General features: G+C 41.8%; 19 protein-coding genes and 1 riboswitch. Of the genes, 8 read left to right on the top strand and 11 right to left on the bottom strand.

What is annotated here, in order from left to right:
• The 7 genes from G622_RS21170 to metK all read right to left on the bottom strand — a co-directional run bounded on the left by G622_RS21170 (position 1) and on the right by metK (position 10882).
• Positions 1 to 1152 carry a cell wall hydrolase gene (locus tag G622_RS21170; protein ID WP_049945625.1) on the bottom strand — a complete coding sequence of 384 codons (1152 nt, stop codon included), beginning with the start codon at positions 1150 to 1152 and terminating at the stop codon, positions 1 to 3.
• A gap of 218 nt (positions 1153 to 1370) precedes the next feature.
• Positions 1371 to 2165, bottom strand: coding sequence for a pyrroline-5-carboxylate reductase (proC, locus tag G622_RS0100850; protein ID WP_026509118.1), 795 nt, complete (start codon positions 2163 to 2165; stop codon positions 1371 to 1373).
• Positions 2166 to 2176: 11 nt separating this feature from the next.
• Positions 2177 to 3013 carry a TrmH family RNA methyltransferase gene (locus G622_RS0100845; RefSeq protein ID WP_026509117.1) on the bottom strand — a complete coding sequence of 279 codons (837 nt, stop codon included), beginning with the start codon at positions 3011 to 3013 and terminating at the stop codon, positions 2177 to 2179.
• 80 nt (positions 3014 to 3093) lie between these two features.
• Positions 3094 to 4062 (bottom strand): 6-phosphofructokinase, encoded by a 969-nt coding sequence (gene pfkA, locus G622_RS0100840; RefSeq protein WP_026509116.1) that lies wholly within the window; start codon positions 4060 to 4062, stop codon positions 3094 to 3096.
• 115 nt (positions 4063 to 4177) lie between these two features.
• Complete coding sequence (locus G622_RS0100835) at positions 4178 to 7705, bottom strand: DNA polymerase III subunit alpha (protein ID WP_026509115.1); 3528 nt, start codon at positions 7703 to 7705, stop codon at positions 4178 to 4180.
• 121 nt (positions 7706 to 7826) lie between these two features.
• A complete protein-coding gene (locus G622_RS0100830; RefSeq protein WP_026509114.1) occupies positions 7827 to 9557 on the bottom strand; it encodes an ABC transporter ATP-binding protein in 1731 nt (576 codons plus the stop codon).
• A 128-nt stretch (positions 9558 to 9685) separates the two neighbouring features.
• Entirely contained in the window at positions 9686 to 10882 is a 1197-nt protein-coding gene (metK, locus tag G622_RS0100825) for a methionine adenosyltransferase (protein WP_026509113.1), read from the bottom strand.
• Positions 10883 to 11051: 169 nt separating this feature from the next.
• A riboswitch (SAM riboswitch) is annotated at positions 11052 to 11145 on the bottom strand.
• 355 nt (positions 11146 to 11500) lie between these two features.
• Between metK and G622_RS0100820 the strand changes: the two genes are divergently transcribed.
• On the top strand, positions 11501 to 12043 hold the full coding sequence (locus tag G622_RS0100820) for a PepSY domain-containing protein (RefSeq protein ID WP_026509112.1): 543 nt from the start codon (positions 11501 to 11503) through the stop codon (positions 12041 to 12043).
• A gap of 59 nt (positions 12044 to 12102) precedes the next feature.
• Here the strand turns inward: G622_RS0100820 and G622_RS0100815 are convergent, their stop codons facing one another.
• Positions 12103 to 14487, bottom strand: coding sequence for a Tex family protein (locus G622_RS0100815; protein WP_026509111.1), 2385 nt, complete (start codon positions 14485 to 14487; stop codon positions 12103 to 12105).
• Positions 14488 to 14818: 331 nt separating this feature from the next.
• Here G622_RS0100815 and G622_RS0100810 point away from each other — a divergent pair, with 331 nt between their 5' ends.
• From G622_RS0100810 to arcC, 7 genes are all read left to right on the top strand, one after another.
• Positions 14819 to 16186: an MATE family efflux transporter gene (locus G622_RS0100810; protein WP_026509110.1), complete on the top strand. Its 1368-nt coding sequence runs from the start codon at positions 14819 to 14821 to the stop codon at positions 16184 to 16186.
• Positions 16187 to 16304: 118 nt separating this feature from the next.
• Entirely contained in the window at positions 16305 to 16793 is a 489-nt protein-coding gene (locus tag G622_RS0100805; RefSeq protein WP_026509109.1) for a hypothetical protein, read from the top strand.
• A gap of 12 nt (positions 16794 to 16805) precedes the next feature.
• Positions 16806 to 17354 carry a hypothetical protein gene (locus G622_RS0100800; protein WP_026509108.1) on the top strand — a complete coding sequence of 183 codons (549 nt, stop codon included), beginning with the start codon at positions 16806 to 16808 and terminating at the stop codon, positions 17352 to 17354.
• A gap of 116 nt (positions 17355 to 17470) precedes the next feature.
• Positions 17471 to 18199, top strand: coding sequence for a DUF975 family protein (locus G622_RS0100795; RefSeq protein WP_026509107.1), 729 nt, complete (start codon positions 17471 to 17473; stop codon positions 18197 to 18199).
• Between the two features lie 32 nt (positions 18200 to 18231).
• Positions 18232 to 20148, top strand: a complete 1917-nt coding sequence (locus tag G622_RS0100790; RefSeq protein ID WP_044956893.1) for a glycoside hydrolase family 2 protein — start codon at positions 18232 to 18234, stop codon at positions 20146 to 20148.
• A 34-nt stretch (positions 20149 to 20182) separates the two neighbouring features.
• Positions 20183 to 20848 (top strand): DUF6553 family protein, encoded by a 666-nt coding sequence (locus G622_RS24170; protein WP_049945624.1) that lies wholly within the window; start codon positions 20183 to 20185, stop codon positions 20846 to 20848.
• 137 nt (positions 20849 to 20985) lie between these two features.
• Positions 20986 to 21921, top strand: coding sequence for a carbamate kinase (gene arcC / locus G622_RS0100780; RefSeq protein WP_026509105.1), 936 nt, complete (start codon positions 20986 to 20988; stop codon positions 21919 to 21921).
• Between the two features lie 149 nt (positions 21922 to 22070).
• Here the strand turns inward: arcC and clpX are convergent, their stop codons facing one another.
• The 3 genes from clpX to G622_RS0100765 form a co-directional block, all read right to left on the bottom strand.
• A complete protein-coding gene (gene clpX / locus G622_RS0100775) occupies positions 22071 to 23609 on the bottom strand; it encodes an ATP-dependent Clp protease ATP-binding subunit ClpX (RefSeq protein WP_026509104.1) in 1539 nt (512 codons plus the stop codon).
• Positions 23610 to 24023: 414 nt separating this feature from the next.
• Positions 24024 to 25925, bottom strand: coding sequence for a trypsin-like peptidase domain-containing protein (locus G622_RS21160; protein WP_049945623.1), 1902 nt, complete (start codon positions 25923 to 25925; stop codon positions 24024 to 24026).
• Positions 25926 to 26188: 263 nt separating this feature from the next.
• Positions 26189 to 26467, bottom strand: coding sequence for a hypothetical protein (locus G622_RS0100765; protein ID WP_026509103.1), 279 nt, complete (start codon positions 26465 to 26467; stop codon positions 26189 to 26191).
• Between the last annotated feature and the right edge of the window lie 7 nt (positions 26468 to 26474).

The following is a 26474-nucleotide window of genomic DNA, read 5'->3' as shown; positions in this document are numbered from 1 at the left end:
TTACCAGAAAACGTGGGCTCCGATAACCTGTCCATCATGTCCGCCTGCACGTCTGAAGTGAGTAGCAGTTCCGCAGGTTGTCTCTCCTGCAAGTGCGGCATTGGCAGCCTGTATACAGCTGTCAGGAATATTGCCCGCATATACTCTGTCAACAGATCCGTTGAGCGCAGGTGTAAACTGTCCTGATGCATAGATAACTCCGGGGATTGTTCCGGCATAAGCACCACTCTTCACACGGTTCATAACAACAGCACCTACAGCAAGCTTACCTTCATATGACTGATTACCTGCTTCGCAATAAATAAGTGCAGCGAGAAGTCTTGCTTCATCCGTTGATGCTGATACAGCTCCTGTATTCTGTGTAAGCTTGGCTGCAGCCTTTTTAGCTTCTTCCTCAGCCTTCTTCTTAGCTTCCTCAGCTTCTCTCTCTTCAATGGCTTCCATGGTCTCGCCTTCATCGATTCTGAAGTCTGTTGCCACATAATCAGCCTGTACATAACCTGTCTGGTCATTGTAATCAACAGCTATCCAGCCATCACCGGCGTCCTCAACCATATCAACAAAGCTATCGTCTGTAATGACACCCAGAACTTCAGCGTCCTCACTGGCCTCAGCTCGAATGCGAAGAGCATCACATTTACTTGTAACAAGCTGAACTCCTACTTCCTGTGCAAGTGCTTCAGCTTCCTCTCCAAAGAGAAGGTAATCATCCTTAGCCCATCCGATAACATCGCCTGACTGGAGCTTAGTCCATCCATCCTGCTGTTCGATAATCTTACCACCACAGTCCTTGTAAAGAACTCCGACCTTCTCAGAATCATCATCAGGTGAAATACGGATATTCATAACCTGAGATACATTAGCCATTACGAGTTTTGAAGAATCTGTTGCTTCCATCTCGTCTTCTTCGAACTCTTCTTCATCCATAACCTCATCATTGATGAGCATGGCGAAGTCATGGGCCTTTTCTACATCTTCATCCGATATATCAGTAACTTCTGTCGGATTCAAAAGATTACCTACTCCAACGTCGTTGCTTGTCAAGATACTTGATGTTCTCGCCTGTACGGTTTTGCAGTTAGTTGTTCCAAGCAATGTTGTTGCCATTGCCAAACCTAAAGCTATCTGCATTAACGTGCCTGCTTTTCTCATGATTTTTTGCTTCCTTTTTAAAATTGTTACAAATTGTTAAAACAAAACACTCCACGATTGTAACAAATATATGTTTTTTTGTCAAATAATGAGCAAAATAATCGTAAAAAAGACTCCCTGGAATTTAGGGAGTCCTTGTCATTACTGCGTTTCAAATTTGTTTCATTCTTTTTCACAGAAAAAATTAACCAAATACCGTTTGCAATTTTGGATATTTTTTACAGCTCTTTGCTTCTTTCTATAGCAGCCTGAACCGCATCCATCATTATGCCCCTGAAGCCGGCTTCTTCCATTACTTTTACTGCTTCGATAGTGGTTCCTGCAGGTGAACAAACCATATCCTTCAGCTCACCCGGATGCTTTCCTGTCTCAAGTACCATCTTGGCACTTCCAAGTACAGCCTGCGCAGCAAATTCATAGGCCTGCTTTCTGGGCATTCCGCCAAGTACTGCAGCATCTGCCATGGCTTCGATAAAAAGAAATACATAAGCAGGTGATGATCCGCTTACGCCTGTTACCACATCCATCAGATTCTCAGTAACAACGTTTGCTGTTCCGCAGCTTCTTAATATTTCAAGAGCCACATTCAGGTCTTCATCACTGCAAAGATTGTTGGGACATACTGCTGCACATCCTTCGCCAACAAGCGCAGGAGTATTGGGCATAACTCTTATAATCTTTACAGGCTTTTCGAATTCCTTAGCAATCCATTCGAGGCTCTTACCCGCAGCAATACTGATTATCAGCTTACTGTCATTGATATCATCCATGATGTCTGCTATTGCAACCTTTAAAAACTGAGGTTTTACTGCAAGAAGTATTATGTCTGCATCCTTAGCAACATCTGAATTGTTGTCACGTATCTGTATCCCGAACTTGCCTGCAGCGCTTTCTCTTGCTGCTTCCATCGGATCAGAGCCTATTATATCCTGCGGATCAAATATCCCTTTGGAGATAATGCCTCCCATCAGTGCCTTCGCCATGTTTCCAAGTCCTATGAAACCAATTGTCATACCTTGCCTCCTTATTGTCTTCTCTGTCTTGCCGCTTCAAAAGTTAAAATTGCTGCAGATGTTGCCGCATTCATGGATTCAACCTTCCCAAGCATAGGGATAAGCACATAATCCGTAGCAGCATCAGCAGTTTCCTTCGTAAGTCCGTTTCCTTCATTTCCAATAATAAACGCAGTCGCACCATGGTAATCTATCTGATCATAATTCTTTTTGCCACGAAGATGCGCAGCATAACTGATCACTCCATGCTTATCATTGAGCTCCTTAACTATATCAGGAACTGATTCAACATAAATAAAAGGTACTCTGAAAATAGCTCCCATGGTGGATCTCACAACCTTTGGATTATATACGTCCGCCATGTCACTGCTCATTATGATTCCGGTAACTCCTGCGCCTTCGCCTGTTCTAAACATATTACCGAGATTACCCGGATCCTGTATATTCTCAAGTATCAGAATCAGCGGAGATGCCACACTATTCTCTGAATTACTATCACTCTCTTTGCCAATAAGTATATCCTGAAGATCCCACTTTTTCTGCTTAACAACAGCTATTACTCCCTGCGGTGTCTGAGTGTCAGCCATCTTGCGCATCACATCATCAGATACTTCTTCAAAGCTCACACCGTCATCAGAACGTATTTCTTCTATTATATTGTTGTCGTCTGCAGACAGGTTGGATAAAAAATGTGACGTGGCATAAACTTCTCTAAGCTGATCTGTCGGCGCTTCTCTTAGCATACGTATCCCTTCGATCAGAAATACCCCGTCTTCTCTTCTGGCTTTGGCTTTTTTAGCGTATTCTGCTATTTTCTTAACTCTGGAATTATTTGTGCTGGAAATCATATATCCTCTCATGATACTGAAAAACCTTCCCCCAACGGGGAAGGCTTTTACGTACTTTAAAGCCCATAAGGCTTTCATATTTATAATATCTTACTGATCTCGTACTGATACTCGTTGATGGACTTCTTCATTGCAAGAGCCTCATCGATATCATAGTCTACAAACTGACCATTTCTATATGCTACTACGCGGTTTGTCTTACCTGCAGTAAGGATATCTGCTGCATAGCATCCCATCATTGAAGCATAAACACGATCCTTACAGGTCGGGCTACCACCACGCTGCATGTATCCAAGGATAGAAGCTCTGGTCTCAAGACCTGTAGCTGCCTCGATACGACGCGCCATAGAAGCTGAATGTCCGATACCTTCAGCATTCAGAATGATGTGGTGTGTCTTACCCTTCTTACGGTTATCGATGATGTTATCGATGATACGCTGCTCATTGTAGTCATATTTCTCAGGAAGAAGGATATCATCAGCTCCGTTAGCAATTGCACACCAAAGAGCAATATATCCTGCATGACGTCCCATAACCTCAACGATACTTACACGCTCATGAGATGATGATGTATCTCTGATCTTATCGATAGCGTCCATAGCTGTGTTGATAGCTGTATCAAAACCAATAGTATAATCGGTACATGCAATATCAAGGTCGATTGTTCCGGGAAGACCAATTGTATTGATTCCCTGAGCTGAAAGCTTCTGAGCTCCTCTGTAAGAGCCGTCACCACCGATTACGACCATACCGTCAATGCCGTGCTTTCTGCAGATCTCAGCACCCTTCTTCTGGCCTTCCTCAGTTGTGAATTCCATACATCTGGCTGTTCCAAGGATAGTACCGCCTCGCTGAATAATATCAGCAACGCTTCTACGATCCATATCATAAATTTCTTCATTAAGAAGTCCCATGTATCCCTTCTTAATACCTTTTACCTTAAGTCCATTTGCGAGAGCCTTACGAACAACCGCACGAATAGCAGCGTTCATACCAGGTGCATCACCACCACTTGTAAGTACTCCAATAGTTTTGATTTCTTTTGCCATATCAGGTAATACCTCGTTATTGATAATTCTTTGTCACTTTTTACGCTAATATATTAGCGCAAAACTAAGTAATCTGCAATTGTGAACGACATAAATTTAGCATATTTTTATTAATTCAAACAACCCTTAAGTTCTCCTTGCCAAACTTGTCCGCAAGAACCGAAAGTGTTGAATCATCAGCCTTTACTTTAAGCGACGGGGACAATTTTTTGATCTGCTTTGTGGCCTTTAGGAAAACATTGACCTGATCCCTTGCACCGGGGCCCTTAACAGTTGAGAGCAGCGTTTCTTCAAGAAGTTTTTCATTTTTTGCATAGTCTTCCTTATTTTCAAACTGAACCCACAAAGTTCTGGGAACTTCATCAAACAACTGTATTTTTGAAGCTATGAGCTTGGCGTTTTTATCCTCTTCTGCGCTGACTCTTCCCTGGATAAACACCTTGGCATCCTCATTTAATCTGCCGATATTTCCTTCATAGGTCTTAGGAAAAACTATAACCTCAATACTTCCCACAAGATCCTCCAGCGATATGAACGCCATAAGCTGGTCTTTCTTGGTGTATTTTGTGGTCTTTGCCGAGATAATTCCACCAACAGTTACTGTCTGATTATCTCTGACACTGGTTTCTCCTGTCTCCTCATCAATATAAAAATCAGTAGTTTTTGCAGTTATATATTTTTTCCAGAGTCCTTCATACTCTTCAAGAGGGTGACCTGAAACATAGACGTCAAGCACCTCTTTTTCAAATTCAAGAAGCATGTCCTTTTGATATTCGCCCACATCAGGAAGCTTTATCTCAAACTGCTCCTTTACTTCCTGAGGCGCAAAGTCAAACAGTGACATCTGCCCGGCAACGCTGTTTTTATTTTTGTCATGGAGCTGATCCATCATCTTGGCATATACGCACATCATCTGCTTTCTTGTACCGCCAAGACTGTCAAAGGCACCTGCTTTTATAAAGTTTTCAACAGCTCGCTTATTAATTTCGCCGTAAGGCTCCATTCTGCTAAGGAAATCATTGAGGCTCTTAAATGTTCCGCCTGCATTTCGTTCTCTGACAATGGCTTCTATTACCGGTCTTCCCACTCCTTTTATGGATGTAAGGGCATATCTTATGGCTCTTCCGTTCGTTCTTCGCACATTGTTTTCATCCTCTGCGCTATCATTTCTTGCTACGGAAAACCATGCGTATCCTTCATTGATATCGGGAGGAAGCAGTTCGATCCCTGCATTTCTGCAGGTCATAATGTAATAGGATACTTTACTCTGGTTATCAATAACGGATGTCATAAGCGCAGCCATAAATTCAACCGGGAAGTAGTACTTAAGCCATGCGGTCTGCATTGATACGACAGCATAGCAGGCAGCATGTGACTTATTAAAAGCATACTTTGCAAAATCCATCATCGAATCATAGATTCCGTTCGCAACATCAGCAGAAATACCGATAGCTTTACATCCCGGAACACCCTCTGCTTCATTACCATTTACAAAGTTTTCACGTTCAACTTCCATAACGTGCTGCTTCTTCTTACTCATGGCACGTCTTACTTCATCAGCTCGTCCCAGTGTATATCCACCCATCTGCTGAACTATCTGCATAACCTGCTCCTGATAGACTATACAGCCGTAAGTAGGCGCCAGAATGGATTCAAGCTGAGGAGCTGCGTAGGATATGTTCTGTTTATCTTTTTTACCGGAAATATACTTCGGAATGAAATCCATCGGTCCCGGTCTGTACAGTGATATTCCTGCTATGATATCCTCCAGAGACTGCGGTTTTAGTTCCTTCATAAAGGACTGCATTCCGGCACTTTCAAGCTGAAACACACCTTCACAGTGGCCACTTCCGATTGAGGCAAGGACCTGTGGATCATCATAATCAATCTTATCCATATCTATGTAGTTATCATCTCCGGGCTTTGCACCAATAGATTCATTGGCAAATCTCGCCGCATCCTTGATAACAGTAAGTGTTCTGAGTCCAAGGAAATCCATCTTCAGAAGTCCCAGTTCCTCAATCGTAGTCATGGTGAACTGAGTTGTCAGGTTTCCTTCTGCAGATCGTGACAAAGGAACCAGATCCTCTGCAGGCTTCTGACATATAACAACACCAGCCGCATGAATTGATGTATGCCTTGGAAGTCCCTCAAGCTTTTTACACATATCTATCAGATGTCTGACCTGTGGATCCGTTTCATACAGTCCTCGAAGCTCAGCATTCATTTCAAGGGCTTTTCCCAGTGTCATTCCAAGTTCGCCGGGAATCATCTTTGCAAGATTATCACCATAGTTATAGGGAAGGTCAAGAACTCTTGCCACATCCCTGATGACTCCCTTTGCCTGCAGGGTTCCAAAGGTTATGATCTGTACAACCTTATCAGCACCATATTTTCTTGTGACGTAGTCAATAACCTCCTGCCTGCGTTCGTATTCGAAATCCACATCAATATCGGGCATGGATACACGTTCAGGATTGAGGAAACGCTCAAAGAGAAGGTCATACTTAACCGGATCAATATTTGTAATATGTATACAGTATGAAACTACGGATCCTGCTGCCGAACCACGTCCCGGACCAACCGCAATTCCATTCTCACGACAGAAATTGATGTAATCCCACACTATCAGGAAATAGTCCACATATCCCATCCTCTGAATTACAGATAATTCGTAATCCAGCTGTTTTCTGATAGTTCCGTCATCATCGGGATATCTCTCTGCAAGTCCGTCCAGACACAGTTTATTCAGATATGTCCAGGAATCATATCCTTCCGGCACATCAAAATGAGGCAGCTTTGTAACGCCGAATTCTATCTCAACATTACATCTGTCTGCTATCTTCTGCGTATTGTCTATTGCCTCCTGAGCGTAAGGGAAAAGAAGACGCATCTCATCTTCACTCTTTACGTAATACTGACCGCCCTCATATCTCATTCTGTCTTCATCAGTAACCTTTTTACCGGTCTGAATACAAAGAAGAAGATCGTGTGATTCGGCATCCTCCGCATAGGTATAGTGGCAGTCATTGGTTACAACGAGAGGTATATCAAGCTCCTTGGAAAGTGTAAGCAGCGCAGAGTTAACCGCATGCTGCTCTGAAATACCATGGTCCTGCATCTCCAGGAAAAAGTTGCCGTGACCAAAAATCTCATCATATCTCTTAGCTGCTGCCCTTGCAGCATCCATATCGCCTCTGGTTATGGCCTTTGGAACTTCTCCCGCAAGGCAGGCGGAAAGGCATATTATACCCTCATGAAATTCCTCCAAAAGCTCATGGTCTACTCTGGGCTTATAGTAGTAACCTTCTGTAAATCCGCGGCTGACAATATGTGAGAGATTCTCATATCCCTTATTATTTTCAGCCAGAAGTACCAGATGGTAATATCTGTTTTCATTAACACCGGCTTCCTTCTCAAAACGGGATCCCGGTGCTACATACACCTCGCAACCTATGATTGGCTTGATTCCTTCTTTTTTGGCGAGTTTATAAAAATCTATAACTCCGTACATGACACCATGATCCGTTATTGCTCCGGCGGTCATGCCAAGTTCCTTTATCCTCTTTACATAATCCTCAACCTTGTTGGAACCATCCAGCAATGAGTACCCTGTATGTACATGTAAGTGTGCAAATGACATGTTTACTCCTCATTTATAACCAAAAGTTTTTATCTGACTCATACCGGTCTGTTTTTTCAATACCATTACCAAATCATGCTTAGCATTCTTGAAAGGTACCAGTCAAATATTGAATCAATAATTATCCGACCTGCATACGATAATACTTTGCGTAGATACCGTTTTTAGATAGTAGTTCCTGATGATTCCCCACTTCCTGTATTCCGTCTGAATCAAGAACTATAATCTCGTCCGCATTCCTGATAGTAGAAAGTCTGTGCGCAATAGTAATGGTTGTTCTGCCAACAGCAAGTCTGTCCAGACTCTCCTGGATATACTTTTCAGACTCATTATCAAGAGCACTTGTTGCCTCATCCAGTATCAGTATCGGGGGATTTTTAAGGAAAACACGGGCAATGGCAATTCTCTGCTTCTGTCCTCCGGATAATCTTGCTCCGCGCTCTCCCACAAAGGTATCATAACCGTTTGGAAGCGAAGATATGAATTCATCAAGGTCAGCCTTCTTAGCTGCATCCTTTATCTCCTCAAGAGTTGCATCCTGTTTTCCGTAAGCAATGTTCTCTCTTATGGTCCCATTAAAAAGATACACCTCTTGCTGTACGATACCAATGACACCTCTTAAAGATTTTTGTGTGAGGGTTCTTACATCCTTCCCATCAATTTTTACTGAACCCTTAGTAACATCATAAAAACGGGGAAGAAGTGAGCAAAGTGTAGATTTTCCGCCGCCTGAGGGTCCTACGATTGCCACCTTTTTACCGGCATCAACGTGAAGATTGATGTTATCCAAAACTCTCTCCTCATCGTCATCGTATGAAAAAGATACATTTTCATAATCCACAGTGCCCTTGCAATCTGTCAGCGCCTGTGCATCTGGAGCATCGACGATCTCAGGCATAATATCCATCACATCTCTGAATCTCTGGAAGCCTGCTGCCCCCTTCTGAAGAAGCTCAGTAAACTCAATAAGAACATTTACCGGAGCGATAAATACATTTATATAAAGAGCATAAACTGCCAGATCCTCTACAGACAAGCTTCCCTGTGCAATAAAAAATCCACCGGATACTATAACAGCTATGTATAAAAGTCCTTCAAAAAAGTTATTTCCGGACTGGAAAAGTGCCATTGTCAGGTAGTTAGCCTTCTTGGAATCAAGAAATGCCTGATTGCTCTTATCAAATTTGCTCTTCTCAATCTCTTCGCCTGTGAAGGATTTTACTACTCGTATCCCGCCAAGGGTGTCCTGAAGAGAGGTATTTATTCCTGCAATCTTCTTCCTGTTATCGAAGAAAGTTCTTCTCATTACGCCATTCTGGTTGTATGAAAAGATCGCCATACAAACCACAACTGCTGCCAGGATAAGAGTCATTGGAACATTCATGGTCAGCAGAATCGCAAAGGATCCTATAAGTTTTACTACTGAGATAAAAATATTTTCAGGTCCATGGTGCGCAAGCTCGGATATGTCAAAAAGATCCGATATCAGCTTACTCATCATCTCACCGGTATTATTCCTGTCATAATATGAAAATGAAAAGCTCTCAAATTTCTCAAACAGATCACTTCTCATTCCGGATTCCATTTTGGCACCCATCATATGTCCCTGGTAAGTAACATAATGCTTACAAAGAGCACGAACGGTATACATTATAAGAAGAACTATAGCAAGCCTTACGATACCGACAATTATCTTATCAGGACTCTCTAAAAAGAGCGTCTGCCTGAGTACCCTGAGGAGCTGCGGAAAAACAAGATCTATCAGCGAAAGAATTGAAGCTGCCACAAGATCAAGTACAAATACACCTATGTATGGTTTGTAATACGGTACGAATTTTTTTAGTAAGTCCATAGTCTTTTCCTTTCATAATCAATATATCATAAAAAACCTCCCTGTAAGTATACCCTTACAAGGAGGCTCATAATTTTTAGCTATATAATGGTCTTTTTATCTGTAACCACCACTTAACTTAGAATCAATCAGGCATTAACCTGGCTCTTAAGCTCTTCAGCCTTATCTGTCTTCTCCCAGGGAAGGTTAAGATCGTTGCGTCCAAAGTGACCATAAGCAGCTGTCTGCTTGTAGATAGGGCGACGAAGGTCAAGCATCTTGATGATTCCTGCAGGACGAAGATCGAAAGTCTTACGAACAGCCTCTGTAAGCTTCTCATCAGAAACCTTACCTGTTCCGAAAGTATCAACAAGGATTGATGTAGGCTGAGCAACACCGATAGCGTATGAAAGCTGAATCTCACACTTATCAGCAAGGCCTGCAGCTACGATGTTCTTTGCAACGTAACGGGCTGCGTAAGCACCTGAACGGTCAACCTTTGTGCAATCCTTACCTGAGAAAGCACCGCCGCCGTGACGGGCAGCTCCGCCATAAGTATCAACGATGATCTTACGTCCTGTAAGACCTGCATCACCCTGAGGTCCACCAATTACGAAACGACCTGTGGGATTGATATAAATCTTAGTATTATCATCAACCATAGCGGCATCTACAACTGCATCGATAACGTACTTTCTGATGTCAGCGTGGATCTGCTCCTGAGTAACCTTATCATCATGCTGGGTTGAAACAACTATAGCCTCAAGTCTAACTGGCTTGCCGTTCTCATCATACTCAACTGAAACCTGGCTCTTACCATCTGCTCTAAGATAAGGAAGAGTTCCGTTCTTACGAACCTCTGTAAGCTTCTTTGTAAGCTTGTGAGCAAGTGAGATAGCGTAAGGCATAAGCTCCTCTGTCTCATTGGTAGCATAACCGAACATCATACCCTGATCTCCGGCACCGATTGCCTCGATCTCCTCATCAGTCATCTTGTTCTCTCTAGCCTCGATAGCCTTATCAACACCCATAGCGATGTCAGCTGACTGCTGATCAAGAGCAACCATAACTGCACATGTGTTACCATCAAAGCCCTTCTCTGAGCTGTCATAGCCGATCTCTACGATAGTGTCTCTTGCGATCTTGGCATAATCAACAACAGCCTTGGTTGTGATCTCACCTGTGATAAGTGCAAAACCTGTGCAAGTTGTTGTCTCACAAGCAACACGGCTCATGGGATCCTGTGCAAGGCAGGCATCAAGGATAGCATCAGAGATGTTATCACAAATTTTATCGGGATGTCCCTCAGTAACTGACTCAGAAGTGAAAATAAACTTTTCTGCCATTTTAAATTCCTTTCTGCGCTCTTAGCGCTCAAACAAAACATTGAACTTTTGCTTAAAAAGCAAAAATAAATCCGCTTAGCGACGCCAAGCGGACCTGATATCAGATAATCAAATCCTCTTATTGCTCGCAGATCCTACCGCCAAAATAAAAAGCAATGCGGTATTCGATCACTTACTCACTACGCTCAGGTTGGCACCTTCCGGATGTCCGGGGTTGCCGTGGCTTCACAGATCCTATGTATCTCCACCACTCTGAATAAGAGAAATGTAACAATATGGAATTGTCATATCTGAAAAATACACTACTATATTAATTTGATTCTTGCAAGATGTTTTATAAAAAAAACGAAATAGCAATAATTGAATATTGTTTTAATATGCCCCCTGGTACAATAATTAATGATGTAGTTTCCACAATAATACTATTAATATTCATTCTATCAAGACTGATGCCGCAACTCTCTATTTCAAAACAATTTATCTATATTTAATAAACCTTTCATTCTTACCTCTCCTTGAAAACATATAATTAGATATATAGATGTATAAGTTAAAAGAGCTTTGCTCTTACTGATGTTTTCAACTGCTTTGTTGCTTTTCCTACAAGGAGATATTCAAATGAAAAAGATCCTTTTTGTAATCCCCATTACTGCCATAGCTCTGGCTGCCACTTTATTCTTTTCACCTGCACGCGCTATGAAGGATTCAGAGATTTCTCTCGATGACGCCAAGCAGATTGCTCTTCACAATGCAGGCTGCAAGGAAGAAAACGTCACCATCATAAAATCCGAAAGAGAAGTGGAGAACGGAATTGCGCAATATGATATAGGTTTCATTGCAGAACCTGATGAGTATTACTTTGAAATTGAAGCTTCTACCGGCAAAATACTCTACTACATGTACTATGACGAGGAGAAGCGCAAGGCGAAGGATTCCATGAAAACTCCCCCGCCGGAGGAGATAACTCCGGATCAGGCTCTTGAAATTGCTCTAAAACACGCAGGCTTCACCGCTGCTGAGACTACCGGCTCTGAAGTTAAAAATGACTACGATCATGGTGAAAATATCTATGAAGTAGAATTCTATATATATGGTAAAGAGTACCAATATGATATCAGGGTGTCCGATGGACAGATTCTGGATTATGAAATTGATCACTAATGTATTTTTATAAAAACTACGAGAGCCATGCATTTCAACATGGCTCTCGTTTTATATTCTTACTTCTTTATCTTCATGGTAAGTCCGATTCTCTGCTTTTTAACATCAACCTCTATGACCTGAACATCTACGATATCCCCTACGCTTACAGCATCAAGAGGATGCTTGATGTAGCGGTCTGTAATCTGTGAGATATGAACAAGTCCGTCCTGATGGACACCTATATCCACAAAAGCACCGAAGTCTACGATATTTCTGACTGTTCCCTTAAGGATCATTCCGGGCTTTAAGTCCTTCATATCCATTACATCACTTCTAAGGATAGGAGCGGGCATGCTCTCTCTGGGATCACGTGAAGGCTTCTCAAGCTCTGAGAGAATATCTGTAAGTGTGATTTCACCTACGCCAAGCTCCTCAGCAAGCTTCTTCTTATCTCCTACTTTCTTAAGGAGGCTGCCACCTACATTTTTATCATTTCCACCTTTTCCTGTATCTGCTCCGGAAATTCCCATATCTGAAGATGACAGTGGTACACCGCTATCAACTCCAAGATTAGCTCCGTTAAGTGCTGCTGCCAGAGCTGCACCCATAGCTGTATTTGTATTCTTAACTACAAACTGTTTTTCCTTTTTCTTAGGCTTTGGTTGAGGCTTATTCTCTGCCTTCCTGGCATCAGCCTTAGCCTTGGCACTCTTCTTCTGTGCTTCCCTTACATCCTCCATTGTAAGTCCAAGCTTATCCATAAGCTTCTCTGCTGCTTCATAGGACTCAGGATGTACACTTGTATCATCAAGAGCATTCTTACCATCATGGATTCTAAGGAATCCTGCACACTGCTCATAAGCCTTGGGTCCGAGCTTTGGAACCTTAAGGAGCTCATCTCTGCTCTGGAACTTGCCGTTAGCTTCCCTATAATCAACAATATTTTTGGCAATAACCTTGCTGATACCTGATATATAAGTAAGAAGCGGTGCCGATGCTGTATTAAGATCAACACCTACCTTGTTAACGCAGTCCTCAACTACACCTGAAAGGGCTTCGCCAAGCTTCTTCTGATTCATGTCGTGCTGATACTGACCTACACCGATACTCTGAGGATCAATTTTAACAAGCTCTGCAAGAGGATCCTGAAGACGTCTTGCGATAGATGCAGCACTTCTCTGACCTACATCAAACTGAGGGAATTCTTCTGTTGCAAGCTTACTTGCAGAATATACGGAAGCACCTGCCTCATTAACAATTACATACTGAACAGGCTTATCAAGCTCCTTAATAAGCTCAACTATTACCTGTTCTGATTCTCTTGAAGCAGTACCGTTACCTACTGAAATAAGGTCAACATCATATTTCTTGATAAGCTTTTTGAGTTCAGCCTTTGCTTCCTCTACCTTGTTCTGAGGAGCTGTAGGATAAATTACCTTTGTATCAAGCACTTTTCCTGTTGCATCAACAATTGCAAGCTTGCAACCTGTTCTGAAAGCAGGATCCCATCCAAGTACTGTCTTGCCTGCGATAGGAGGCTGCATAAGGAGCTGCTCCAAGTTCTTACCAAATACGCCTATAGCGCTGTCTTCAGCTTTCTCAGTGAGTTCATTTCTGATATCACGCTCAATGGCTGGAGCTATAAGTCTGTCATAGGAATCCTTGCAAACTGCCACAAGTACGGGAGTTGTCTCCGGATTATCCTTTACAATAGTTTTCTTTTCAAGAAAACGAAGTATCTGCTCCTCAGGAGCTGTGATCTTAACTGTGAGGAATTTCTCTGCTTCACCACGGTTAAGAGCAAGAACTCTGTGCCCGAGGATCTTATTAACAGGCTCCTCGAAATTGTAGTACATCTCATAAACGCTCTCTGCCTTCTCATCCTTGGCAACAGATGTCACAAAGCCCTGATTCCAAGTCTCCTCACGGATATATGTGCGGTAGTCTGCATTATCAGAGATTTCCTCGGCGATGATGTCCATAGCCCCCTGAATTGCTTCCTGAATGTTCTTAACTCCTTTTTCTTCACTGACATAGGGAGTTGCTTCTTCCACAAGAGATTTCGTTGTCTCCTGTGCTCTAATAATATCTGCAAGTCCATCTAGACCCTTTTCCTTGGCAACAGATGCCCTGGTTTTTCTCTTTGGTCTGTATGGTCTGTAAAGATCCTCAACAGCTACCAGTGTCTCCGCAGCTATAATCTTCGCCTTAAGTTCATCAGTGAGCTTACCCTGCTCCTCGATGCTGGAAATAACCTGTTCCTTTTTCTCTTCAAGACCTCTTAAGTACGTAAGTCTCTCTCCGAGAGTTCTAAGCTGCTCATCGTTAAGGGAACCTGTCACTTCCTTACGGTATCTGGAAATAAACGGGATAGTGTTGCCTTCGTCAATAAGCTTGACTGCTGCCTCTACCTGCCATTTCTGTACACTGAGTTCTTCTGTGATTTTCTGTAAAATATCCATTACGACTGTAATTCTCCTCATCTATAAACATAGTTTTTTATATGACTCAGACCGGTCTGTTGCCGGTACCGTTAACCAATCACTTCGTTCCTGGACGGTACCGGGCTCTAAAAACAATGGTTTTATCTGACATACTCTAAACGCTATCTTAAAATACGTTTGGACTTCATACGCGATTTTTATTTTACTATGACACTATCATCTTTTTCAATGTCTGTATAATTTGCATAATGTAAAAAATCATTCCTCAAATATCAAATTTCATCTCTTAATTGTCATATTTAGTTGTGCTAAACTAATATTCAGTATTTTAAAAAAGAAGGGTATTTTTATGTCACAAACTAAAACAACAACCAGGGATATGACAAAAGGTTCCATCATATTCCAAATTATTATGTTTGCCATGCCTCTGATGCTGGGCAATATATTCCAGATGCTCTACAACACCGTTGACTCCATAGTTGTAGGCAATTTTGTAGGAAAAGAAGCTCTTGCGGCGGTCGGTTCCACCACAATGATCATCAACATGCTGGTGTTCTTCTTTAACGGTTTCTCTATCGGTGCAGGCGTACTTATATCAAGATATTTCGGAGGAAAGGATTTAAAGAATCTTCATAAAGCCATAGAAACCACAATGACCACCACCTTCATATTCTGTGTGGTCTTTACAATTATTGGAAGCCTTGGCGTAAAGCCCATGCTCCGATTTATGGCAACCCCTGATGATGTTATGGCAGATGCCACTACTTACCTTCGAATTTATTTCCTTGGCTTTACGGGACTTCTCATCTATAACATGGGAAGCGGAATACTTAGAGCTGTAGGCGATACCACAAGGCCACTTATGTTCCTGATCCTTACCAGTGTCATGAACATAATTCTTGATCTGTTTTTTGTTATTGGTCTTCACACAGGAATTGCAGGTGTTGCATATGCCACAATAATATCTCAGATGGTTTCGGCGATTCTTACGCTTTTCCTCTTAACAAGTACCAACGATATCTATAAGCTTGTTTGGAAAGATCTGTCACTTGATCCTAAGATTCTGAAAATGATCTTTGTAGTAGGACTTCCTGCAGGTATTCAGTCAGTAATAACAGCTTTCTCAAATGTGTTTGTCCAATCATATATAAACCATTTCGGCTCAAGCTGTATGGCAGGATGGAGCAGCTACAACAAGCTTGACACCTTCATAATGCTACCCATGTCCAGCGTTGCCATGGCAGCCACAACCTTTGTAAGTCAGAACATAGGTGCAGGAAAAGTTAAGCGCGCTGAAAAGGGTACCAGAGACGCAATTTTGCTCTCAACCATGATCACTTTTGTAATAGCGCTCCTTCTGTATATTTTTGCAGCACCTGCCATCAGACTGTTTTCATCAGACGAGTCAGTAATCGAATTTGGTTCTCTTTTCATAAGAACCAACGTGTTTTTCCTGATCGCGAACTGCGTAAACCACACTCTGGCTGCTGCACTTCGCGGAAGAGGAGATTCCAAGGGTCCGATGTACATAATGATTGCCACTTTCGTTGTAATCAGACAGATATATCTGTTTTTGCTCACAAATTACGTGGTAAACGATCCCAAATGGGTAGGCTTTGGCTATCCTGTAGGCTGGATGTGCTGCTGCGTTATTGAAATTTTATATTACAATATTAAATGGCGTAAAAAATCAACAGATAACGTTGTCACTGCATGACCAGATTTCACCAAAATTTAATACACTTTTCCCTCGTTTTGCGGTAAACTTAAATTGAAATATTGTCATCTTTTATGTGTTGACATGCATATGCAGCCGGTTAGCAATATCTCACATAATGTCGGAATCTTCAGGTGAATATCGGAAGGTTCTTATCAGATATAAACCGGCGTTTACAGAGGAGGGACTTACACTACCGGATATGAATGAAAGTTTTGAGTATAATCAGACTCATAACCCTTTAAATCCCAGGGTATCACTTGCAACCATCGCATCAATTTTGGGTCTGGTATCGATTGCATTATTATTAAGCGTTTATTTCTCCATTATTCTCGGAGGAATTGCAATAACCCTGGCGTTTCTCTCAAGAGATTCTGCCGGAAAGCTTTATCCGCAGGCTAAAAGAGGAATTATCTTCGGTCTTATCGGATTGGTTGGTGGTTATGCACTGATGGTTTCATCCTTCGTGACGGTGTTTACCGATCCCGAAGCTCACAAGATGGTCAATCAGTATTCACAGGCTATTAGCGGTGAAAGCTTTGATGATATGTTTAAGGAGATCGCCGACAGCTTTGGTATAGAGCTTGACCTTCCTTATCTGGATTAAGAGGGTGTGCTTATGAGCGGAATCAATGGAATTGGATTTAATAGTTCATATGCATCCGGATTCTTTGGCCCTGCTTTTAATAATGGAGGCTCAGGAACCGTTTCTGAAGCCGCTGCCGGATCAGTTTTAGGTACTGATGCCGGAAAAGTATCATTAAATCCCGGAGAATCCGTTGAGAAAAAGCCCGGTATGCGTTCATCCCCGGCTGAGTGTGAGACATGCAAGAACCGTAAATATATTGATGGTTCAGATGAAAATGTCTCATTTAAGAGTGCCGCTCATATTTCTCCTGAAGCAGCACCTTCCAGAGTCCGCGGCCATGAGCAGGAACACGTATCCAACGCATACAAAAAGGCTGCAGAAGGTGATGGCAAAGTTTTACAGGCATCAGTTAAAATACAGACAGCCATATGTCCTGAATGCGGAAGGACCTACGTTTCCGGTGGCCTTACCACCACTCAGATCATGTATAAAAATGAACAAAATCCTTATATGAAAAACCGCAAATCAGCCGACGCTGCCAGTGGACTGATCGGATCAAGTTTTGATGCTGCTGTTTAAGCAGATCTGTATTTTAGATATTCAAAAACGTTTATAATAAGGTGAAGCTTTATGCTTCGCCTTATTTTTAGGAGCCATTTTGCAATGGTTTAAATTTAATTTTATAAGAGGAATGTATGAAACAAAACATTAATACTTCAATGATCAAAGCAACTGCGAGGGAGCAACTACTTGGACACTATGGAACTTCCATAGCTGCCGTAATTCTGTATAGAATCTTAGCGATTATCATCGTAAATATCGTAGTAGGGGCGATTATCCCCAGTAATCTGATATCATATCTGATTTATTTTGCAGCCACACTTTTAATAAACCTGTTTTTTGGTGTATTTCAGTCAGGACTTGCCTATCTATTCATGAACATAGTATATGGTCAGCCGGTTTCCGTATCCGATCTTTTTCAGGGATTCAGAAATCACCCGGACAAAGCCATTATTTTGCAGATTCCGCTGGCAGTAATGGATATTCTGACAATTATCCCGCTGCAGCTCTTCACTGTAATTCGCGCCCAGAACAGAGTTTTAAACGGAGCCATAGATCCCAAAGTTCCGCTCACAGTACTGGCAATAACTCTCATGATCTCTATCGTTAATATTTATGTAAGACTGATGTTTTCACAGTCATATTACCTTTTGCAGGATTTCCCGGAAAAGGATGCATTTTCAATCTTAAAGACAAGTGCCAAGCTCATGAAAGGCCACAAGCACAGACTTCTGCTTCTGTATATTAGTTATATTCCTTTGGCTATAATCGGCACACTTGCATGCTTCCTGCCACTTTTGTGGGTGATATCTTATCTTTCAACCGCCACTGCTGCTTTCTACCAGGACCTTGTGCAGCGTTAACAAAACTTCTTACTTAATGGAAGGACGAGAAAATGGACTTAATTGACGCAATCAAAGCTATCGATAAAACACACGAAGATGATGTTCTCCACAAACTTACCACTGTCTGGGGAGATTCACTTGATAAAGACAACGTACTTAAGGAATATCCCCGTCCGCAGTTTGTACGCAATAGCTATATAAACCTCAACGGATCGTGGGAATACGCTTTTACAAAAAGCAATGTTCACCCCAAAAAAATGGATGGTCAGATACTGGTTCCATTCTCCCCGGAAGCCCTTCTTTCAGGTGTTGAACGCCAGTTAAAGCCCGATGAATATCTCTGGTACAAAAAAAATCTGGGTGAAATCGAACTTCCGACTCCTGATTCCAGGATACTTCTGCATTTTGGAGCCTGTGATCAGCGCGCCATCGTTTTCATAAACGGCACGCCTGTCGGTGCTCATACAGGAGGCTATCTTCCTTTTACAATCGATATTACTGACGCCCTGAAAGGCTCATTCCCTAAACTTTCAGGCGTTCTTACGGTTTGTGTTCAGGATGATTCCGACTCATCCTATCACAGCAGAGGAAAACAGACCTTGAAGCGCGGTGGTATGTATTATACTGCCCAGAGCGGAATCTGGCAGACAGTCTGGATGGAGATCGTTCCCAAAACCCATATAACCGCTTACAGAATAATACCGGACAGAGATCTGGACGTTATATATGTTACGATTCACACCAACGATATTTCTCCGATCAGCATCAAGATATTTGATGCAAATAAAGAGATACTTATAGCTGAAAATGAGGGTGATACTACCCACAGAAGCGACAAGGAACGTGACCGCTTCGAATCTGAAGATTTTCACGATTCCTTCAGTCATTCATCTGATGAACTCAGCACCTTCTCGCCGGATATCGAAGGCAAACACATATCAACTCACGTTTACTCCTGCAAGATAGCCATACCGAAGGCTCATCTGTGGACGCCTGAAGATCCTTATCTTTATCAGGTATGTATTAAAGCAGGTTCCGATGAAGCATGGACCTACTTTGGTATGCGCTCATTCACAAGGCAACTTGATGCAGAAGGTCACCCGTTATTTTTCTTAAACGGTGAGCCTTATTTCCTGAACGGAGTTCTCGACCAGGGCTACTGGCCAGACGGTCTGTACACTGCGCCGAGTGATGAAGCTCTGATTTTTGACATTCAGGAGATGAAAAGGCTTGGCTTCAATATGCTGAGAAAGCATATAAAAGTCGAGGCAGCCAGATGGTATTATCACTGCGACAGACTTGGAATGATAGTATGGCAGGATATGGTCAGCGGAGGTTCATCCTACGCAAAGCCGGTAGTAAGCTATCTCCCCACACTATTTCCCGGTGTGTTTGGACATATGCCTGATGGTCCAATTAATTATCATATCTTTTCAAGAGAATCTGCCGACGGCCGTAAAGAATGGACCAGGGAGATGGAGGAGACAATCCAGCACCTCATCAATGTACCCAGTATTTCCGTGTGGGTTCTTTTCAATGAAGGCTGGGGACAATTCAATGCTTCTGCAGCTACAATTCAAGCAAGGCAATTTGCCGACAACAGACTGATAGACCAGGCAAGCGGATGGTTTGATGAAAATGGCGGTGACTTTAGAAGTGTCCATAATTATTTCAGACCGCTTGACGTAATCGCTGATAAAAAGCGCAGAGCTTTCGTTATATCAGAATATGGCGGATATACCTGTTATATCAGCGGTCATAGCAGTGTTGACAGAATATATGGCTATAAAAGATTCGATACAGTATCAGACTTTAAGAAAGCTTTCAACAGCCTCATGAACGAAACCATTGAAAATCTTAAGAAAAAAGGTCTCGCCGGTGCTGTTTATACCCAGCTTTCTGACGTTGAGGAAGAAGTAAACGGTATACTGACCTACGATCGAAGGCATAACAAGCTGGAGATGTAGGCCATATATGAGCCACATTCATTAAGGATTAATAATGATAAATAACAACAGCTTATACAATTCTCCAATTAAGCAAGTCCACAATTTTCATGAGATTACTGACATCGATCAGAGAAAATCATTTTTACAGGGACTGCTTAATGAGAATCCTGACAAAAATATAGATTACGCTCCTGAAGAACCTCTGACAAAGCAGCAGATATCTTACTATTCAGAACTGCTCGAAGGTCGCTACGAGAAAAGAGGATCCCAATACATAGACCGCTATATGCGTGCCTTTATGATGCTGTTAACAAGTAACAGATCTTCAGGGCTTGGCTTCTTTGCAAAAAAGCGCAAAAAGGAAACAGAAGGCTTTCTAAATGACTTTAAGCTTGATGAATACTCAGCCTCCAGCACTTCAGATGAGAAGAAAGCAATGATAAAAGAAGAATGGGCCGATTGTGCAGCCTGTTATATCAGCTCCTGCACTTCCAGCAAAGCCTATAGTTCAGCTTTTCTTGGCATGATTCCCATGCCTGATAAGAATGTTGCCATAAAAATTGCGGCAGACATAGATACTGCGCTTAATGAAGTTCCGCAAACCTATGACCTTGATAAGCGCTCTTTGCCTATTTACGAAGTGTTTGTTGATACTTACAAGACGCTTCTTGAAAATGGCGAATCACTGTTTAGAGAATACATTTTGGGAAAACGATAATTATTCTTTTCATGTATATATCGTGCTATAATTAAACATCAAAAGATAGTGTCAAACCAAATATGAAAATAATGGACTGACCTAAGGAATCCCACCGCAAGTGGTACCCCTTAGGTCAAATAACGGAGGAATTTGTTATGGAAAACAGGAAGGCAGTAGTGTCTCTTGGACATGAGGCACTTGGATATACAACCACAGAACAGATGGAAGCTGTCAAAGTCACTGCTAAAGCTCTTGCAGATCTTGTAGAGGCAGGTTACCAGTTGAGCATCACACACAGCAACGGCCCGCAGGTAAGTATGATTCACAAGGCGATGACAGAGCTCAGAAGAATTTATATAGACTATACTCCTGCACCAATGAGTGTCTGCAGCGCCATGAGCCAGGGCTATGTCGGATACGACCTTCAGAATTCCCTTAAGAGCGAGCTTACAAGCCGTGGAATCTCAACTCCTGTAAGTACTATTCTTACTCAGGTTACGGTTGATCCTTACGATGAGGCTTTCTATTCACCCACAAAAGTTATCGGAAGATACATGTCAAAAGAGGATGCCGATAACGAGATAAAGAAGGGCAACTTTGTTCAGGAGGTTCCCGGAAAAGGATATCTTCGTATCGTTGCCGCTCCCAAGCCAATAGATATAGTTGAAATAGACGCCATCCGTACTCTTGCAGATGCCGGTCAGATAGTAATTGCATGTGGCGGCGGCGGAATTCCTGTTATTGAACAGGGCCATGTCCTTAAAGGAGCTTCAGCAGTTATTGAGAAAGACGCTATTGCAGGAAAGCTTGCTGCAGATTTAGGTGCCGACAGACTTATCATCCTTACATCTGTGCCTAACGTATACACAGACTTCGGAAAAGACTCTCAGGCTCCGATTGACCGCATGAATGTCGCTACAGCTACAGAGTACATACGTGATGGTCAGTTTGGTGCAACCAATATGCTTCCCAAGATCGAGGCAGCCATCGAATTCCTTAAAAAGAATCCTTCAGGTAGCGTACTTATAACATCTCTTTCAGAAGTATCCGCTGCACTTAAAGGAAAAGCCGGTACATTTATCACAGCTTAATTACGCTCCATCCGTTTAGTTAATGAGTTTATAAAAAGCCTTCGCCATTTTTCAACGGTGAAGGCTTTCATTTACTTTTTTATATTGTTTGCTTTTTCCCCGGCAGCATATGCAAAAATGTCTTTGTTACTTTTTGTATGCTATCCACTTTAGTCATCTGAATTTTTTACCGGAATGGCCTTTGGAACCTCGGTAGTCCTAAGCTCTATTCTGGGACCGCCTTTTCCTCTGATGTAATCTCCGGTAATAGTTACGCTTCCTATGTTGTCATCCTTTGGAATCTCATACATGATATCAAGCATGAATTCCTCTATTATTGCGCGCAGAGCTCTGGCTCCTGTCTCTTTTTCCATGGCCTTCTCAGCGATAGCTTCAAGGGCATCTCTGTCGAATTCAAGATTAACCTCATCGAACGCCAAGAGCTTTTGGTACTGCTTAAGAATCGCGTTTTTCGGCTCCTCAAGAATCTTGACAAGCATATCCTTGGACAATCCCTTAAGAGTGCATATGATAGGAAGACGACCTAAAAATTCAGGAATCATTCCAAATTTCTTAAGATCATCCACAGTAACTTTTGTAATAAGATCAGGATCCTTATCCCACTTGTCCTTTAAGTCTGCATCAAAACCTATTGAAGTCTGCCTGTTCAGTCTCTGCTTGATGATCTCTTCAAGATCCGGGAAAGCACCGCCACAGATAAACAGAATATTTCTGGTGTTAACAGTAGCCATGGGAACCATAGCATTCTTGCTGCTTGCTCCAACAGGAACTTCAACGTCTGCTCCCTCTAAGAGTTTAAGCATTCCCTGCTGAACAGATTCTCCGCTAACATCTCTGGATGTTGTATTCTTTTTCTTTGCAATCTTATCAATTTCGTCGATAAAGATGATACCTTGCTGAGCTCTGTCAATATCATTCCCGGCAGCTGCAAGAAGCTTACTTACAACACTTTCAATATCGTCACCGATATATCCTGCCTCTGTAAGAGACGTAGCATCAGCTATGGCAAGCGGCACATCCAATAACTTGGCAAGAGTCTTAACCAGATATGTCTTACCACTTCCGGTAGGTCCGATCATCAGTATGTTTGATTTCTCGATCTCTATGTCATCCATTGTTCCTGTCTTAACACGCTTATAGTGATTATAAACAGCAACGGAAATAATCTTCTTAGCCTTTTCCTGACCTATAATAAAATCGTCAAGCTTAGCCTTGATCTTGTGAGGTGCAGGCATGTGCTCAATATCAAACACAGGCTTTACCTTAATGTCTTCCTCTTTTTTCTTCTTAATCTTCTGGGAGTTTGGTATTCCACCCGTGTTCATGAAGTCACCAAAATCCATAAAATTCAACCCCGGCATCCCACTGTGTTTATTTAACTCATTCATGAGATTAGGGTTATTTAACAGGTTCTGATAATCAAACTGGCTTACGGTATCCATGGTTTTGTGCATACAGTCATCACATACACAGATACCATTGGGTAAATGAAACATCTTTCCGGCTTTACTCTCAGGTCGTCTGCACATGAAGCAGACATCCTCGTATTCGCTCTCTTTATTTTGAGAGCCTTCCTTTTTACCTGTAGTATCTTCCACACTACCGCTAACTGAGGTCACTGAGTCTTTATCCTTTTTCTCATTTTCATGCTCAGATTTAGCCTCATCATTATTAACTGAAGAGTCCATAACTTCTCTGAAGTCAAACCCGTCATTTCCGTTATTATCGAATTTATCGCTCATATTATTTCTCCTATATAAATGCCAGCTTATATCCGACTTAGTCCGTTCGGATACGGATACCATAAGCGCCCAAAGTACTTGCACTAACGGTATTCAGCTCCATATTGTCTGTAGTTATTTGACACACATTTTAATTATATGCGCGGTAAAGTTTTTCATCAAGCTAACTGGAAAGGATTTTGCTTGCTAATTCTCCTGCAGTGTTACTGTTCACACCTTACGGTGCTCACAGCAACTGGATTTGCCCATTCCAGTTGCCTTCGGCAAAGGGGCAAATCCTATATTCAAGACGTAGAACATTCTCACATAAAAAAATGCCACTGGGAAACTCTCCCAATGGCATTTAAATAGTTCCTTGAATTAGTTACCAAAGTTAAATCCAAAACCGAAAGGATTCTCAAATGGATTGATCTCATAGCCGCCCTGCTGACCATCCTGACCATCCTGACCTTCTTCAGGCTTAGCATCGGGATTTGATCCGCCCTGATACTTTTCGCCTTCAGTATTGCTGTCAGACTGAACTGTGGGCTTTGTACCCAATGTAACCTGAATATCCTGATCCTGATATCCATCTGTGGACTGTCTCTTAACAGTTACTGTAACTGTTTCACCTGCTTCATAATAAGCAAGCTTGTTCTGAAGATCTTCCATAGATGAAATTTCTTTTCCGTCAAACTTTGTAATAATATCGCTTTCCTGAATGCCTGCATTCTTAGCGCCGCTTCCATCAGCAACTGATGCTACATATACACCAAGAGGAAGACCATACATCTGTGATACATCTGAAGTTACGCCAACACCGGATATTCCAAGATAACCTCTCTGATCCTCAGCAAGCTTAGAACGTGTCTTTTCAGTCATAAGCTGCTCGATGATAGGCTTTGCTGTTGAAATCGGGATAGCATATCCCATACCCTCTATAGCTTCGCCACCAATCTTATTAGAGTTGATACCAATTACTTCACCTCTGATGTTAAGAAGTGCACCACCTGAGTTACCGGGGTTAATAGCTGCATTAGTCTGAATGAATGTTCCCTGCTTACTGTTGTCCAGATCGATCATACGATTAACAGCACTGATAACTCCTGTTGTAACTGACTGGCCATATCCAAGTGCATTACCAATGGCTATAGCGGGTTCACCAAGGATAAGTGAATCTGAATCACCAAGTGTAGCTATAGCAATTGCATTCTTTGTTTCCTCGCTAAGATCTGAAAGCTGTACAGCTATAACTGCAAGGTCCATATTTGAATCTGTTCCCTTAACCTCTGCCTTAGCAGTTTTCTCATCTACAAAGAATACCTCAAGAGAATCAGCACCTTCTATTACATGATAGTTAGTTGCAACTAAAAGCTCGTTGTCATTTGTTCCAACAATGATACCTGAACCTGATGCAGTGAGCTCCTTGCTATAGGTCTGTCCAAAATATGATGCGGACTGTGTGTAATTATTGTTGATTGAAACCATGGCAGGCATTGCTTTTGCAACAACCTCTGTAACATCGGTTACAACAGTCTTACTATTCTCAACAGTTTCAGTCTGTGCGATTCCGGAATCAGCATTGTTATCAGCGATGATATCTGTTGTGCTATCTAATCCTGCATCAGCCTGGCTGCCTGATTCATTGTTTACTGAATTATCGTCTGCAGCTTTATTCTTATCAGCTGCGCTAGCCTGATCCTGAGAATCTGTCAATGCCGGCATCTGAGTAATTCTTGTCATGCTGTAATATCCTGCACCAAGACCTAAACTAAGAACAAGTGCTGCTGCAATAACTGCTGCTACTTTCTTACCTGTATTTCTTTTAACAGGTCCATTTCCTCCATTCATACCGGGTTGATTGTATGTGTACTGGTAATTACCATATGTCCCCTGATTATTATAGTTGTAATTACCGTTTGTATTACGGTTTTGAGAATAATTACCGTAACTTCCTGTATTGCTGTTCTGATTATAATTGCCTGTTCCGTAGCTGTTATTCTGGTTGCTGCCATATGATCCATTCTGATTGCCTGAACCATATGTATAACCCTGACCATTTCCGTAGGTATTATTCTGAGAGCCGTTTCCGTAAGTATTATTCTGACTTCCGTAGGTACTACCCTGATTTCCGCTGCCGTAAGAATTTGAGTTTACATTTTCTGCACTACCACTTGTTGAATTACTACCTGAGCCATAGGTACTTCCGGGATTAACATTGGTCTCCTGTCTTTCCCCCAGTTCTGCTTTATTCTGTTCATTATTTTCATTATCAAACATCATCCATTACCTCTTTTCTTTGATAAATTTTGATAAATAATTTCTTTCATTTCGTTTTCTATGTTCTCAGTATAGGAAGTGATTGTGACGAAATTGTGATAAAAGTATCAAAAAAATATTTCCCTCATCTTAATTGAACTTTAATTCATGCTCAAAAAAGCGGGGAAATATCTAGCAAATCACGTTTATGTTATTTTTCCTAATGATTTTAAAGACACAAAAAATTGACAATTTATTTCATTTTCTGATCATTTGTTTCATCATATTCAATAATAAAAATCATCTTCCTCTATGACCTGAATTTCCATATATTCGAATGGAATATCTTCAATAAATGCATCCTTGGTAAATCTGCATTTATTATGAAGCTGAAAATCATGTACTGTGGATTTCAGCCATATAGGCTTGCTCAGATCAAGGTCATAACAAGCCTTCTCCAACGCATTCATAACTTTATGCGTCCTGGTATCCATTGAGTTATCCTCAATCACCGTATCCTTCAGAAGATGATTATCATTTACGAGTCGTACCCATAATTTAAACATAATACCT

Origin of the sequence: Butyrivibrio sp. LC3010 (assembly GCF_000424385.1) — a bacterium.
Lineage (GTDB): Bacteria > Bacillota > Clostridia > Lachnospirales > Lachnospiraceae > Butyrivibrio.
This window is presented reverse-complemented; position numbering and strand designations above follow the sequence as displayed.